15 protein-coding genes and 1 tRNA gene are annotated in these 14,802 nt (G+C 67.9%); 11 read left to right on the top strand and 5 right to left on the bottom strand.

Annotated features, from left to right (window positions below; genetic code table 11):
* Window positions 1-147: 147 nt before the first annotated feature.
* Window positions 148-1,848: a 2-isopropylmalate synthase gene (locus GZ64_RS0101490; protein ID WP_197020499.1), complete on the top strand. Its 1,701-nt coding sequence runs from the start codon at window positions 148-150 to the stop codon at window positions 1,846-1,848.
* On the opposite strand, the gene GZ64_RS0101485 is transcribed toward GZ64_RS0101490, so the two are convergent.
* The 3 genes from GZ64_RS0101485 to GZ64_RS0101475 all read right to left on the bottom strand — a co-directional run bounded on the left by GZ64_RS0101485 (window position 1,845) and on the right by GZ64_RS0101475 (window position 4,205).
* Window positions 1,845-2,429, bottom strand: a complete 585-nt coding sequence (locus GZ64_RS0101485; RefSeq protein WP_029264884.1) for an NADPH-dependent FMN reductase — start codon at window positions 2,427-2,429, stop codon at window positions 1,845-1,847. The genes GZ64_RS0101490 and GZ64_RS0101485 overlap by 4 nt on opposite strands.
* 91 nt (window positions 2,430-2,520) lie before the next feature.
* On the bottom strand, window positions 2,521-3,063 hold the full coding sequence (locus GZ64_RS0101480; RefSeq protein ID WP_051667801.1) for a hypothetical protein: 543 nt from the start codon (window positions 3,061-3,063) through the stop codon (window positions 2,521-2,523).
* A 50-nt stretch (window positions 3,064-3,113) separates the two neighbouring features.
* Window positions 3,114-4,205: an ATP-binding protein gene (locus GZ64_RS0101475; RefSeq protein ID WP_021199292.1), complete on the bottom strand. Its 1,092-nt coding sequence runs from the start codon at window positions 4,203-4,205 to the stop codon at window positions 3,114-3,116.
* A 217-nt stretch (window positions 4,206-4,422) separates the two neighbouring features.
* On the opposite strand from GZ64_RS0101475, the gene GZ64_RS0101470 reads away from it, so the two are divergent.
* From GZ64_RS0101470 to GZ64_RS0101450, 5 genes are read left to right on the top strand one after another with little or no spacing between them, the layout of a single operon-like run.
* Window positions 4,423-5,064, top strand: coding sequence for a response regulator (locus tag GZ64_RS0101470; protein WP_029264882.1), 642 nt, complete (start codon window positions 4,423-4,425; stop codon window positions 5,062-5,064).
* On the top strand, window positions 5,061-6,803 hold the full coding sequence (locus tag GZ64_RS0101465; protein ID WP_029264880.1) for a hypothetical protein: 1,743 nt from the start codon (window positions 5,061-5,063) through the stop codon (window positions 6,801-6,803). The genes GZ64_RS0101470 and GZ64_RS0101465 overlap by 4 nt, the downstream gene beginning before the upstream one ends.
* A 48-nt stretch (window positions 6,804-6,851) precedes the next feature.
* Complete coding sequence (locus GZ64_RS0101460) at window positions 6,852-7,526, top strand: GAP family protein (protein WP_029264879.1); 675 nt, start codon at window positions 6,852-6,854, stop codon at window positions 7,524-7,526.
* Window positions 7,527-7,553: 27 nt separating this feature from the next.
* On the top strand, window positions 7,554-9,149 hold the full coding sequence (locus tag GZ64_RS0101455; RefSeq protein WP_029258949.1) for a carboxylesterase/lipase family protein: 1,596 nt from the start codon (window positions 7,554-7,556) through the stop codon (window positions 9,147-9,149).
* Window positions 9,150-9,198: 49 nt separating this feature from the next.
* On the top strand, window positions 9,199-9,624 hold the full coding sequence (locus tag GZ64_RS0101450) for a DUF1003 domain-containing protein (RefSeq protein ID WP_029258950.1): 426 nt from the start codon (window positions 9,199-9,201) through the stop codon (window positions 9,622-9,624).
* A gap of 276 nt (window positions 9,625-9,900) precedes the next feature.
* On the opposite strand, the gene GZ64_RS0101445 is transcribed toward GZ64_RS0101450, so the two are convergent.
* Window positions 9,901-9,974: transfer RNA gene (locus GZ64_RS0101445), tRNA-Pro, on the bottom strand.
* A 106-nt stretch (window positions 9,975-10,080) separates the two neighbouring features.
* Between GZ64_RS0101445 and GZ64_RS0101440 the strand changes: the two genes are divergently transcribed.
* The 5 genes from GZ64_RS0101440 (at window position 10,081) to GZ64_RS0101420 (ending at window position 13,768) form a co-directional block, all read left to right on the top strand.
* Window positions 10,081-10,665, top strand: a complete 585-nt coding sequence (locus GZ64_RS0101440; RefSeq protein ID WP_029264877.1) for a GNAT family N-acetyltransferase — start codon at window positions 10,081-10,083, stop codon at window positions 10,663-10,665.
* Window positions 10,666-10,699: 34 nt separating this feature from the next.
* The gene (locus GZ64_RS0101435) at window positions 10,700-11,155 is read left to right on the top strand and encodes a hypothetical protein (RefSeq protein ID WP_029264876.1); all 456 of its coding nucleotides are present in this window, start codon (window positions 10,700-10,702) and stop codon (window positions 11,153-11,155) included.
* Between the two features lie 80 nt (window positions 11,156-11,235).
* Window positions 11,236-11,904: a lysoplasmalogenase gene (locus GZ64_RS0101430; RefSeq protein WP_029264875.1), complete on the top strand. Its 669-nt coding sequence runs from the start codon at window positions 11,236-11,238 to the stop codon at window positions 11,902-11,904.
* Entirely contained in the window at window positions 11,904-12,275 is a 372-nt protein-coding gene (locus tag GZ64_RS0101425) for an RNA-binding S4 domain-containing protein (RefSeq protein WP_021199283.1), read from the top strand. The genes GZ64_RS0101430 and GZ64_RS0101425 overlap by 1 nt, the downstream gene beginning before the upstream one ends.
* A 62-nt stretch (window positions 12,276-12,337) precedes the next feature.
* Window positions 12,338-13,768 (top strand): HNH endonuclease signature motif containing protein, encoded by a 1,431-nt coding sequence (locus GZ64_RS0101420; RefSeq protein WP_029264874.1) that lies wholly within the window; start codon window positions 12,338-12,340, stop codon window positions 13,766-13,768.
* Between the two features lie 99 nt (window positions 13,769-13,867).
* Here GZ64_RS0101420 and GZ64_RS0101415 read toward each other — a convergent pair whose 3' ends face one another.
* On the bottom strand, window positions 13,868-14,773 hold the full coding sequence (locus GZ64_RS0101415; RefSeq protein ID WP_029258968.1) for an NUDIX hydrolase: 906 nt from the start codon (window positions 14,771-14,773) through the stop codon (window positions 13,868-13,870).
* Window positions 14,774-14,802 lie beyond the last annotated feature (29 nt).

Below are 14,802 nucleotides of genomic sequence, written 5' to 3'. Positions count from 1 at the left end.
ACGTGTGCCGGTCGCAGACCCTCGAAGAAGGACACCGCACCCGCCATGACCACGACATCGTTCCCCCACCCCTCCCCGGCCGCCGACCTCGGTACCGACACCGGCTCCGACCGGACGCCGACCTGGAACAGGCAGCGACGTTCCCCGATGCCGTCGCACCGCTACCGCGACGTCTACTCCCGCGTCGACGTGCCCCTCACCGAGCGGGACTGGCCGACACGGCGTCTCACCGCGGCCCCGCTCTGGGTGCCCGTCGATCTGCGGGACGGCAACCAGGCGCTCGCCGAGCCGATGGACCCCGCGCGCAAGCGCCGCTTCTTCGAGCTGATGGTGAGGATGGGCTACAAGGAGATCGAGGTCGGATACCCGTCGGCGTCGCAGACCGACTACGACTTCGTGCGGCTCATCGCCGAGAGCGACATCGCCCCGGATGACGTGACGATCGTGGTGTTCACGCCCGCGCGTCGCGACCTCATCGAACGCACGGTCGCCTCCATCCGGGGCATCGCCAATCCGGTCGTGATCCACATGTACACCGCGACCGCCCCGACCTGGCGCAGCCTGGTGCTCGGGCACGAACGCGAAGCGCTGACGCAGCTCATCCTCTCCGGCGGCCGTGACGTGTGGGAGTTCGCCGGAGACCTGCCGAACGTGCGGTTCGAGTTCTCTCCCGAGGTGTTCAATCTGACCGAACCCGACTACGTGATCGACATCTGCGATGCGATGACCGACCTGTGGCAGGCGACCCCCGAGCGCCCGGTGATCCTCAACCTCCCGGCCACGGTCGAGGTCGCCACCCCGAACGTGTACGCCGACCAGATCGAATACATGCACAAGAACCTCGCCCGTCGCGATGCCGTGATCCTGTCGGTGCACCCCCACAACGACCGCGGGACCGGCATCGCCTGCGCCGAGCTCGCGGTGCTCGCCGGCGCGCAGCGGGTCGAAGGCTGCATCTTCGGCAACGGCGAGCGCACGGGCAACGTCGACATCGCGACGCTCGCCCTGAATCTGCACGCGCAGGGCGTGGACCCGATGATCGACTTCTCCGACATCGACGAGATCCGCCGCACGGTCGAGTACTGCAACCGGATCGAGGTGCACGCCCGCCACCCCTATGTCGGCGACCTGGTGCACACGGCATTCAGCGGGACCCACCAGGACGCGATCAAGAAGGGCTTCTCCGAGCATCGCGCTCGGGCTGCGGCCGAGGGCCGCGACGAACGGGAGATCGAATGGCGGGTCCCCTACCTGCCGATCGACCCCGCCGACATCGGCCGCGACTACGACGCGGTGATCCGCGTGAACTCGCAGTCGGGGAAAGGCGGGATCGCCTACCTGCTCGAAACGGCGTACGGGATCGAACTGCCCCGCCGCCTGCAGATCGACTTCGCGCGACACGTGCAGCGGCACACGGACACGATCGGCACCGAGGTCACGGCATCGGAGCTGTGGAGGGTCTTCGGGGAGGTGTACCTCGGCACCGGTGCCCGCACCGATATCGCGCTCGTCTCGTACGACACCGCCGAGTCCGACGGCGAGTCCCGCACACGGATCACGCTGCACATCGAGGGGCGCGAGCACACGAGCACCCATGCGGCAGGTGGTCCGGTCGAGGCCCTCACTGCGGCACTCGATACCCGGGGAATCCGTGTCGACGTCGTGAGCCTGCACCAGACCAGCGTCGGATCCGGCGCCAACGGTGAGGCGCTCATCCTTCTCGAGCACCGCACTGAAGAAGGGGTCGCCTGGTCGGCAGGCCGCGGGCGCTCCGTCCTCTCCGCGAGCCTGTCCGCTGTGATCACGGCGTCGAGCCGCGCCGCATTCCCCGACGCGACGCCCGACTAGTCCGGGTCGCCGACGTGGCCGGGAGCCGTGAGAGAGAGCACACGCTCGACGAAGGCGGCGTACTCCTCCATGTAGTGCTCCAGGAACTTCTTCGTGCCGTCGTCCTCGGCCTCGCCGTCCGGGCCGAACATCTCCGGTCGATACGTCAGGTACGCCTCGGGCGCGTTGAGCTGTGGGGCGTTGAGGAAGCTCAGCACGCTGCGCATCGACGACTGCATGACGGCGGTGCCGATGGCCCCGGTGGAGGCGCCGATGATGCCGGTGGGCTTGCGCGCGAACGAGTTGTGACCCCAGGGGCGTGAGCCCCAGTCGATCGCGTTCTTCAACGCACCCGGTATCGAACGGTTGTACTCGGGTGAGACGATCAGCAGTCCCTCCGCCTGTTCCACCGCCCGCTTGAACGTGGTCACGGCGGCGACCGGATCGAGCTCGTCGTCGCGGTTGTACAGCGGCAGATCGCGGATCGGGATCTCGACCATCTCGAGGCTGGGAGGTGCCAGCTTCACGAGGGCGGTCGCGACGACGCGGTTGATCGAGTCATGGGCGAGGCTCCCGATGAGGTAGCCGATCCGGTGAGTCATGCGCATTCTCCCTCGTTCGTTCCGCCGTGGTCGTTGGCGTTCAGGCTAGCCCCGTATGCCGAAACCGCAAGCCCGACGCGGCTCACCGGTCTCAGTGCACGAGAGCCTTGAGAACCACGAAGACGAGACCGAACGACGCCGTCCCCAGGGCGCCGAGCACGCGCGTGAGCAGGGGGCTCCCCCGACGGAGGAAGGCCACATAGCCGAGGAACGCGAGGATCACGACACCAGACCAGAGCGCGAGGTCGTTCGCGAGCCCGTCGGGCATGACGCGGGTCGTGCCGGCCAACAGGAAGACCGCCGGCACGGTCGCCGAGCTGAGCATGCCGAAGGAGTGCTTCACCGACGCGGCGAACGCCGCCCGGACCCCGACGGATTCACCGTGCTCGCGTTCATCGTGATCGCTGACCCTGGCCACAGTGCCGGCATACACATGAGCACCCCAGAACACCAGCACCGTGACGGCGACCGTCACCAGCACGGCCAGTGATGTCTCCCCGTGCGCCGAGGACACGGCCACCAGGCCGCTGACGAGAATCGTGCCGTACACCGCGGCCTCGGTGCCGAATCCCGATCGCAGGGCCCTGTGCACGCGAAGGATCCCGTCATCCGCAGTCGTTCTCCGCCTGTCCATCCCCGGTGCTGCTCCTGATCCGTCGTGCCATCGCTACCTTGGAGCTCCCATCATCCCTCGACGCGCAACGGGACCTTCACATCGCCGCCCGCCTCCTCGGTGATCCGCTCCCCCATCTGCACGAAGGTCGGCGCCGAGATGAAGCCGCCGGCGAACAGCGCCTGCCCCTGCACGAAGTCGGCGGAACGGCGGATGGCGTCCTCGGAGGCGAATCCGAAGACGTCGGCGAGCTCGGCGAGGTCGCGGGGCGCGTTGACCCGCATCAGCGCGAGGTTGTCGCACTGCGAGAGCACGTTGGGGTGGATCTTCGTCGGACGCTGTGTGGAGAGCAGCAACCAGAGCCCGAACTTGCGCCCCTCGGCCGCGATCTGCACGAGCTGCTCGGTGAGGGCTCGTTCGACGGCGGTCTCGGGATTCGGCGAGCAGAGGTTGTGCGCTTCGTCGATGACGATCAGGACGGGCCGTCGTTCCTCACGGTGTGCCCAGAGATGTTCGAGCACGGCGAGGGCCGCGACCTTCGGCTCGGCAGGGTGCTCGAAGCCGCCCAGGTCGAGGACCGTGGCTCGTGGGCGTTCTTCGATCACGTCGATGACCGATCCCGCGCCGCGTGACCAGAGCGCCCACTCCAGCACCTGCAGGTTCTCCATGCGGTTCGCGAGCCGCACCCGGGCGGGGTCGCCCGAGGCTCGCAGACCGGGGAGCATATCGCGACCGTCGAAGACGTGCGCATCTCGTTCCTCATGGAGCAGAGCGTTGTACTCTTCCGCATCCGCGATCGGGTCCATCTGCAGAACGGCTGCCTTCGATGCCGGCACCAGATCGACGTAACGCACGTGCAGGCGCTCGCCCTCACCCGCGCCGGAGCGGAACACGCGGATGTCGAGTTCTGCCATGCGGTCGGTCTCGGATGCTCCTGCGGAGGCCCGTGTCTCCCGCAAGCGCGTGAAGTCGCTGTTCGGATCGAGGACGATCATCGGCAGCTCGGTGTGCAGGAGCAGCTGTTCCAGCACGACACCGAGCGCATAGGTCTTCCCGCTGCCGCTCTGCCCGACCCAGAAGGTATGCCTGTTGAAGCGCCGGGCGTCGAGGTCGACCGGAGCCCCCGGGTCCTCGAGCGTCGTTCCGATGGTGAGGTTCGTCATCACTCCGGTACACCTTTCCTTCATCCCGTCATTCCTCGCGGCGGGGCGAGCCCATCCTCCGAGACCGATGCACGACATCATCCTCGCCCGGCTCGCCTTCGCACCAGTGCCGACATCCGTGGCCGCGGATTCCCGTGCGCAGTCCCGACACCCGAGAAGGCCGATTCCCCTCCTGCCCCGACGTTCCGACACCGCTGCGCTCCACTAATGTGACAACGTGGGCGCGGAGTGGAGACGACGGGTGCTCGTCGTCGAGGATCAGGGTGCCCTCCGCATGCTGGTGTGCGATCTGCTCGAGCGCCACGGCTTCCAGACCGCAGCAGCCGCCGATGCCGCCGAGGCGACACTCCTCTTCACCGAATTCGACCCGGACGCGCTGCTGACCGACATCGATCTGGGCTCCCGCCCCTCCGGGGCGGAGCTCGCCGCGATGCTGGTCGAACTCGCACCGCACATCGCGGTCGTGTTCCTCAGCAGCTACCCCCGTGCCGCCGCCGGTGCCACGGCGATGGGGATCGAGCAGGCCGTGTTCGTCGCGAAACAGGACCTCGATTCCCCTGCGGCTCTGCTCTCCGCGCTGGAACGTGCTCTGTCGACACATCCGACACCTCTGCCGCCCTCGGCCGGAACAGGCGACCCCCTCGGCTCACTCACCAGGCATCAACTGGAGATCCTCGCGATGATCGCACGCGGATGGTCGAACGAGCGCATCGCCGTCGAGACCGGTGGCACGGTGCGCGCAGTCGAACGATCCATCAGCCGGTTGTTCGGAAGACTCGAGGTGACACGCGACCCGACCGTCAACGCTCGTGTCGCTGCGGCGGGACTCTACCTCGCCGCGTTCGGTCCCGCCCGATGAGGAACCTCCGCCGTGCGGCTGTCCGCGCCTTCGGCGGCGGCCGATTCCTCACCGTCTGGTCGATCGCCGCATCCCTCCCCCTGTCCCTCACCGTCATGGCGCCCGCAGGTGTCGGCATCGACACTCTGACCGCGCTTCCCGCCATGGTCGCGACCTGGCTCTGCTTCGCCGCGGCGCTCACGGGCATCGCCGCATGGGAACGTCGCGGCCGATCCCGGCGAGAGCGAGCAGCCGTCGTGACCGCCGGGATCGTCGTCTGCGCGGCGATGCGTCCGGTGATGCAAGACGGCTGGCTCCACCTCGCCGGCCTTCCCGCACCACCTTCGGGTCAGCTTCCGTACCGGATCGCGACGAACATCGTCGTCTGGATGATCGTGCTGAGCATCATCGCCGTGCTGGATTCCTCGCTCCGGTCACTGCGACGGACGAACGCCCTGCTGCGGTCCGTGGCCCAGGAGCTCGCCCGGGCACAGGACGATGCGCACGCGCTGGCGACCGATGCGCGGAACCTTCTCGACCGAGCGCAGTCGACCCTCGATGCGGCGATCATCGAGATGGAACCGACACCCACCGGCGTCCGAAGGCTCGGACACGAATGGATCCGCGAGTGGAGTCACCGTCTCGCCGAGCTCGCCGAGAAGAAGGAGGCCGGGAATCCGCGTCGAGCCCGCGACGGCTTCGGTGATCGCGCGGACCCGAGGTCTTCCCCCTCGCCTCGGCACGTCCTGTTCCGCCTCCCGCCGCCGGGTCTGGTCACCCTCATCTACGCGGTGTGCCTCCTCCCCTATGCGACCCGCACGCAGACGCCACTCGAACTGCTCATCGGGATCGCCGCCCTCGCCGCGGGAGGTGCGGTCGTCGACTTCCTGCCGCGACGCCGCGCGATCGCTCGGGTGCCCCACCACGCGTCCTTGCTCTTCATGATCCTCTCCTGCGTCGTCGGCATCGCGCTCGCAGCACTCGCGGCCGCGCAGGGGGTGGCTCCGTTGCTCGCCGCCGTCTCCGCCATCGCGTACATCGGGTTCGCGTTCGCCGCCGGAACGTGCGCCGGCGCGCTGCACCGTCTCCGCAGCGAACAGCACCGACTTTCGAGCGCCGTCGCCGACGCCCAGCAGCTCGCACGTGCCGGCACCCGCCCCACTCGCGACGGCCTCAGAGCCGCCGCCGACCTCCTGCACGCGGATGCGCAGGGAGCCTGCATTCTGTTCGCGCTCGCACACCCCACACCCGATCCGGACGATATCCGGCGGCTGCGGGCAGAACTCGCGACTGTCGTGAGCCGACTTCCCGAGGCTTTCGCCACGGCCGACGATCCCCGTGCCCACACTTCCCTCACCGCACTCTTCGAGACGTGGGCGCACGTCATCGAGCTCCGTGTCGACGTCGACGACGAGGCACGCGATGTTCTGTCCTCGATCCCCTGGGTGGTGCGAGACTGCTACGACATCGTCGCCGAGGGGCTCCTGAACGCCGCGAAACATGCGAGTGAGCGACGAGCGGAGGTGTCGATCCGTCGAGTGACGACCGGCGCCGGACCTCGGCTTCACGTCCGTGTCTCGTCGCCCGGGATCGCCGCACGCGGCACACGTCTGCGCGCATCCTCACGGATGCAGGAGCTCGGCGCCCATCTTGTCCGCATCCCCGGCGGTGTCGCCCTGGAAGCCGCGTTCGCGCTTCCGCTGCGCGCGGCTGTCGTGTCAACCGAACATCGCGACGGAGAGCACCCGACCCCGCCGTAGCGTCGTCTGCGCCCCACCGAAGGGCACACGAAGACGATCGGACGAGACGTGAGCCAACTGCATGACCTCCTCCCGCTGGCTGTGGGCATGCTCATCTCGCCGCTGCCCCTCGTGGCGATCATCGCGATCATCCTCGCTCCCCGCGGCCGGACGGCGGCGCCCGTCTACGCCGCAGTGTTCATCGCGATCTCCCTCGCGTTCGTCATGGTCGGCGCGCTCACCTCTGCCGGTTCCGCCTCGGGGTCTCCCTCCGCCACCGCGAAGACAGTCTCGTTCTTCCTCGCCATCGTGCTCGCACTCGGCTTCGCCGCGCTCGCCGTCGCGAGTTGGTCGTCTCGCCCCCGCCATGGCCAGCCACCCCAGACGCCGGCCTGGCTCGCGGCCCTCGATGCCGTCACCCCGGCGAAGGCGGCCGCGCTCGGCTCGATCATGGCGGTCACCAACACGAAGAACATCCCGCTCGCGCTGAAGGGCGGTGCACTGATCGGCGAGGCGCATCTCCCTCTGCTCGCAGCGGGAGGGCTCTGCATCGGGCTGGTCGTCGCCGGCACTCTGCCGCTGCTCGTCACGGCCGCCGTCGCCACGAGCAGATCGACGGTCGTCACGAAAGCACTCGAACGGGTCAAGTCCGAGATGATCGCGCACAACGCGATGATCATGACGGTGCTGTTCGCGGTTCTCGCCGCGAACGAGGCCGCCCAGATCATCCGTCACCTGTCCTGAAACACGACCATGTCAGGAGCCGCACGCATGTCAGACAACTCTCTCCCCGACGACGAGACGCGCGTCGTCACCGTCACGGCACCGGCCGGGACGTTCCGCGGCACGGACGCCGACGGTGCGCACTCATGGCGCGGAATCCGCTATGCCCAGGCGCCGGTCGGTCTGCTGCGTTGGCGTGATCCCGTCGCGGCGCCGAGCGTCGAGGAGGAGATCGACGCCACCGTCTACGGCAACGTGTGCCCGCAGCAGATCAACCCCGCCGTACCGCTGGGCGACGACGCGGTGATGGACGAGGACTGCCTCGTGCTGAACGTGTGGGCACCGTCGGAGCGACCCGGGAGCGCCTTCCCCGTCATGGTATGGCTGCACGGTGGCGCCTACACGTTCGGCTCATCGAGCCAACCGCTGTTCGATGCGACATCGCTCGTCACGCGCGGCGAGGTCGTGGTCGTGACGGTCAACTACCGACTCGGCGCATTCGGTTTTCTGGATCTCGCCGGACTCCTGCCCGATGAGGGTTTCGATCGCAACCTGGCCCTGAAGGACGCGCTGCTCGCGTTGCGCTGGGTGCAGGAGAACATCTCGGCGTTCGGGGGCGACGCGGGCAGGGTCACGGTGTTCGGGGAGTCCGCGGGAGGAGGGCTGGTGACGACTCTGCTGGCGACGCCTTCGGCCGAAGGTCTGTTCGCCCGCGCGATCGCGCAGTCCTCCCCCGCCTCGAGCATGTACGGGACCGAACGGGCGCGTGACGTCGCCGCGCGGTTCGTGCATGAGCTGGGCATCGATTCGACGGATGCTGCGGCGGTCGCGGGGGCTCTGCGCGCGGCATCCGTCGATGACATCGTGGCGGCGAGCATGGAGGTGTACGCGGCCGTGCCGGACGACGCACCGGGGACCCTCGCGTTCGCGCCCGTCATCGACGGCGATGTTCTTCCGGAGGCGCCGGTGACCGCGCTGCGCGAAGGACGCGGGCTCCGGGTTCCACTCCTGATCGGGACGAACAAGGACGAGGCGTCGCTCTTCAAGTTCATGAAGTCGCCTCTCATCCCGATCACCGACGACCGCATCCGACAGATGTTCACCGACATGGCCGAAGACAATCCGACGATCTCCCTTCCCTCCGCCGCTCAGGTCCGGACCGCCTACGAGAACGTGCGGCATGGCGCCGTGGGGCTCGGGATCGCCCGCGACATCGGATTCCGTCTGCCGACGCTGTGGATAGCGGAGGGTCACAGCACCGTGGCGGATGTGTGGCTGTATCGCTTCGACCATGCGGCGCCCTTTCTCCGTCTGATCGGTCTCGGTGCGACGCACGCGACCGAGCTGCCGTACCTGTGGGGCAACCTGTCGAGCGGCCCCAAGGACCCGACGTTCCGGCTCGGCGGCCGCCGAGCCGCGCAGGAGATCTCGGTGCGGATGCAGGAACGCTGGGCGGCGTTCGCGCACGGACGCACACCGGATGCGGCGACCGCGAAGGATGCGCCGACCTGGGCGCCGTATTCTGCATCGGATGCGGCCGGCCGCCGTCAGACCCTCGTGATCGAGCGCCAGGACACTCTCGTCGCCGACCTCGATGCTCCTCTACGCGCGGCATGGGGCGACGACGTGCTCGATTTCCGGTGAGCGCTCGTGCATCCGAAGGGCCGACCGTGCGGCGACGTACCATTGGCCGATGACGCGACCTCTCACCAACTGGCACACTGCTCAGGCCGAACATCTCACGGCAGGTCAGCGCGCGGCTGATCGGCTTCGGAACGGGATGGGATCATGGCCGTTCATCGGGGTGTTCGTGCTCTTCATGATCGCCTGGGCGATCGTCAACAGCACGGCCCTCATGTGGGATCCCTACCCGTTCATCCTGCTCAACCTCTTTCTGAGCATGCTCGCCGGGCTCCAGGGAGCGATCCTTCTGATCGCCGCGAAGAGGCAGGATGCCATCGCCGCTGCCCTCGCACAGCACGACTACGACACGAACCTCGCCGCGAAGAAGGAGATCGAGGACCTCATGTCGATCAACCGGATGCAGCTCGAACTCCTGACGGAGCTGCGCGCCGCGGTCACGAACGACGGAGACGGGGCAGCGACGTCCGCGCGCTGACCTGCTCGACGAGCAATGTCGGGAACGGTGAGGGAACCCTCGTCGACGGGGCATCTGCTCGTCCAGAGAGGGTGAGACCACGTTCTTCTGCACGCTCTTCTGCACGCTCTTCTGCACAGTCTTCTGCGCACCGGCCCGTGACCTCTCGTGCTCGGCAAGAGCATCAGCTCGTCGCACAGCGAAGCGGACCGGTGGACCGGGGACAGTCGGCGTGCGCGGCGGCGCCAGACATGCAGAAGGCCCGGAGACTCTTGCGAGTTTCCGGGCCTTTCTCGGTCGGGCTGACAGGATTTGAACCTGCGACCCCTTGACCCCCAGTCAAGTGCGCTACCAAGCTGCGCCACAGCCCGTTGTTCTGCGCTCTCGCGCAGGCAACTCCCCTATCTTAGCCGTATCTCCACCCCCTCCGCGAACCGAGGCGTTGCGAGTGTCGGATGCCCGGCGTAGCGTCACGGCATGGTGACGATCACGACCGAGGCGGCAACGACCGCTCGTTGGGATGACGTGCAGCACGCGCTCACCGGAGGCGGGGATGGAGCAAGCTGTCAGTGCATCTGGCCGGTGCTCAGCAACAAGGACTGGAACACGACAACGACTCCGCAACGCATCGAGATGTTCCGCGCCGAGATCGACGACGGCCCGCCGCCGGGAATCATCGCCTACGTCGACGGCGAGGCCGCAGGTTGGATCCGTATCGGTCCCCGCACCCGCCAGGCGCGTGTTCCCCGCACCCGCATCATCGCGGCGGCCAGCACCGAGCCGTTCGACGACGAATCAGTGTGGGCCGTGACGTGCTTCGTGGTGCGCCGAGAACACCGCGGTGCCGGGCTCAACCTCGAACTCCTGCTCGCGGCGGTGGATTACGCCCGCGGCTCCGGGGCCCGCCTGATCGAGGGGTATCCCGTGGACACCGGGGCCGAGAGGAAGCGCACCAACGACCTGTTCCACGGCACCCTGGGCACGTTCCTCTCCGCCGGCTTCACGGAGAAGACCGAGCTCAAACCTGGTCGCGCGCTGGTCACCCTCGATCTGACCCCATGATGACGATCGCCCAGAAGCCACTAGCGTGAAAGGCATGACCGACGAGAACGCGACCATCGACGATCCCGAGCTCGGAAGGTTCGCCCGTGCCCGTTCGGTACTCACCGACGGCACGGTACTGACGCACGATTGGTTCGTCGGCACCACCTCCGTCGAGGGCACCGAGGTCGAGCTCATGCTGGAGGGCACGAGCTCCGACGAGGTCGCACCGCTCCTTCCCCGCATGCGTGACGCGGTGAAGCGACTGGACATCGTGCACCGGATCGCCACCGACGCGGTCGTCGCGAATTTCAGCACGGGTGCCCCTGAACCTCAGGAACTCGACGAAGCCGCCTCCGACCTCACGATCGAGGCGATCGAGGCGGCTTCCGACGGCACCGTCATCCTGCACCTCACCGACAACTGCGGAGAGCACTTCCCCGAAGGCTACTGGCCGGCCGTGCACCTCAGTGTCGACGACAGCGTCACGCAGGTCGCCGTCGAATCGTGAACAGCGGGATGACGCCGGGGCCGACGCCGGGGACGGCGATGCCCGTCGCCCCCAGTCAGGGCGAACCCTACGATGGCGGGATGCAACGTCGCTCCCCGCGCCACGCTCTCATGTGGGCCTTTCTCCCGTTCGCGGTGATGTCCCTCCTGCACGTCATCCTCCTGACCATCGACAACCCGCTCGCTGCGCCCACGAAGCTGCTGCTGATGCCGTTGCTGGCCGTTCCGGTGCTGGTCTCCGCGCGACGCCTCTCCCCGCGGATCACGCTCGTCCTCCTCGTCGCGGCATTGTCGTTCTCCTGGCTCGGCGACGGTGCCGGCACCTTCTTCCCTCAGGGCCCGGAGCTGCCTCTGATGCTGACCTTCTTCGGCATCGCCCACGTGGCATACATCGTGCTGTTCGCGCGCCACCTGTCCGTCCGGCGCATGCCCTGGTGGGCGCTGGTGTACGCCGCCTGGTGGGCGGGCATGATCACGACCCTGGGTTCGCACACGGGCGATCTATTCATCGCCGTCGCCGCCTACGGGCTCGTGCTCGGCGGAACCGCGGCATTCTCAGCGCGCTGTCACCCCCTCATCGCGGTCGGCGGGGCCTTGTTCCTCGCCAGCGACACCATCCTCGCCTTCCGCCTGTTCCTCCCCGATTCGCTGCCGTCCTGGAGCAGCCCTGCAGTCATGCTCACCTATACGATCGGCCAAGGCCTGATCGTTGCCGGCGCCCTCGTGACGCTGCGGAAGAGGAGCACTTGATGGATGCCGCCCGTGTCGACAGCTGGCTCTGGGCCATCCGCGTCTACAAGACGCGGTCGGCCGCGACGACCGCATGCCGAGCGGGGCATGTACGGGTGAACGGAGACAAGGTGAAGGCCGCGCAGCAGGTTCGCATCGGCGATGAGCTGCGCATACGCATCGCGGGATTCGATCGGATCCTCATCGTCCGTCAGCTCCTGGTCAAGCGCGTGGGGGCTCCGGTGGCCGCGCTCGCCTACGAGGATCGCACTCCCGAGCGCGAGCCCCAGGCAGCGCTGGGACTCCGCGACCGCGGGGCCGGACGCCCCACCAAGCGAGAACGCCGCGACATCGACAAACTGCGCGGGCGGAACGACGAGAGCTTTCACTGATATCCCGGCATGCACCGCCATCACACCTTACGATATTCGAAGCTTTGTTCTAATCTGGAGGTATGCCACTCTCGACTGATCTCGACCTCGATCTCGAGGAACGACGGCGCGTCTTGGACGCGTGGGTCGACACGAGACGTCGGATCGCCGCACTCGAAGCCGAGGCCGCAGACCTGCTGACGGAGCAGATCGCCATCCTCGACGCCGATGTCTCCGCGAGCCCTTTTCATCGCGAGGCGATCCATCGCTCGATGATCGCGGAGTTCTCCGCTGCCGGACACGTGTCGAAAGGCTCGATGGAGTTCGCCTTCGCCGATGCCCACGCCCTTCACACCCATCTCCCGGCCGTCCGTGCCGCATTCGCCGACGGCATGATCAGCGTCGGACATGTGCGAGAGATCTCCAGGGCCTGCGCGGTCGTCGCCGAAGCGATCCGCAACAGGAAGGCCGATCCCGCGGTCATGGAACTCTTCGAAACCGCGGCGCTCGTCGTCGCCGAACGCGACACGGCCGCACGCACACGCGCCCATGCGCGCCAGGTCGCGGCTGCCCTCGTCGGCGAGACGCTCGTGGAGAGGCACCGCCGCGCTGCAGAAGAACGATGTGTGACGGTGAGGGCACTCGACGACGGCCTGGCACTTCTCACCGCGGTGCTCCCCGAGTGGATCGCCGCCGCGATCTCCGACCGGCTCAACCGGATGACGCACGAAGTCGTACGGGCTCGAGACACCCGCGAGATCCTGCCCCCACCCCGGTGGTTCCACGATGCGGCTGAGCACATCGATGAGCCTCCCCTCGATGAGCCTCCCCCCGCCGCCCCATCGGTCGACTTCGTCGATGGTGGCGTGATCCGCGGTGCTGATGGTGACACGTTCGCGACAGATCCCGAAGTGACGCACTTTCCGGCCGACACCCGAACATGGAAGCAGACCGAGGCGGACCTGTTCTCGGACCTGCTCCTGACCGCAGATCCGAGCACCGCACACGGCGACGCCCTCGACGGCATCCAGGCCCGCATTCAGGTGACCGTCGCGGCGACCACGCTCGCCGGCGTCGACGACCGCCCTGCCGAGCTCGACGGACTCGGCCCCCTGAGGCCCGACATCGTCCGGGAGCTGGCGGGGCGCAACACCGGCTGGACCCGTCTGTTCCTCGACCCGACAGGCATGGTGGTCGAGACAGACACCTATACGCCGACCGAGGGGATGCGACGGTTCCTGCGCGCGCGTGACCGACACTGCCGCTTCCCGGGGTGCCGCATGCCGGCGCACCGCAGCGAGATCGACCACAACCACGATCATGCGAAGGGAGGGAAGACCAGGCTCGACAACCTCGGCCACTTCTGCCGGGGCCACCACACGCTCAAGCATCCGGACATTCCCGATTCGCATCGCTGGACCGCTCAGCAGGAGAAGGACGGCAGCATCACGTGGCACAGTCCGCTGGGCCGCGACTATGCCGACCCGCCGCCCCGACGCGTGATGTTCGTCTGAATCACGACGTCAGGACCACAGCGCGCAGGACCCGCGCTAGGACCACGGCGCGCTAGGAACAGCGCGCAGGACCCCAGCGCGCGGGGCTTGGGGCGAAAGTCAGCCGTTGGCCGCGAAGAGATCGAGCAACCACCCGGCCGAACGGATGTGCGCGGCTCCGGCGCTCTCGGCGCGATCGCGGAGGCCCCTGTCGCTCGTGACGGTCACGACCAGCTGCTGCATCGCGACACGGCGCTCGACCTCGGCGACGATCGCGTCATCACCCGCGGCTTCCGCGCGGATCACCGAGACCGTGCCGGCTTGGTCTTCGATACCTCGCGCCTGCCCCTCGACCACCATCGACACGTCGGGGAACCACTCATCGCCTGCGAGTTCCAGCGCGTGCGCGGGGACCGCCAGTCCCTCCAGACGCGCACGAAGACGAGCTGCGGCGCCCGCACGGTCTTTCCACCACCCATCAGGGACCGAGCCGACGACATTCGCGGCATCCACCACGATCGCCGGCCGTACGTCGAGCAGTTCGAGCAGCGCCGGCCACGACGAACCGAAACCGGGGTGCAACGGTCGTGACGACACCTGATCGACCGGCACCCACTCGAGCGCGACGCTCTCGGGGTCGCTGATCACCGGCTCGAAAGGCTCCCCGACATCGGCGACGACGGTCGTGTACGACCAGATGCCCAGATCGAGAACGCTCGTGAACCGGGCGCGCACGGCACCGTCCGGCACGCCCGCCTCTTCCTGGGCCTCACGGATCGCTCCCGCGATCGCGCTCTCCCCCTCGTGGAGTGCGCCGCCCGGCAAGCCCCAGGTTCCACCGAAGTGACTCCACGCGACACGATGCTGCAGCAGGATGCCACGTGCGGGGTCATAGGCGAGAAGCCCGGCAGCACCGAAGCGCCCCCAGTACTTCTCCCCCGACTCCGCGATCACCCAGGCATCGCCGGGGTTCCGCGGCCCCTCGGGGCGACGCGGTTCACCGAAAGCAGGAGGTACGACAGTCACCCCTTCAGCCTTTCACAGCATCGGGGTCA

It is taken from the genome of Microbacterium sp. Cr-K32 (genome assembly GCF_000708345.1).
Lineage (GTDB): Bacteria > Actinomycetota > Actinomycetes > Actinomycetales > Microbacteriaceae > Microbacterium > Microbacterium maritypicum_A.
This window is presented reverse-complemented; position numbering and strand designations above follow the sequence as displayed.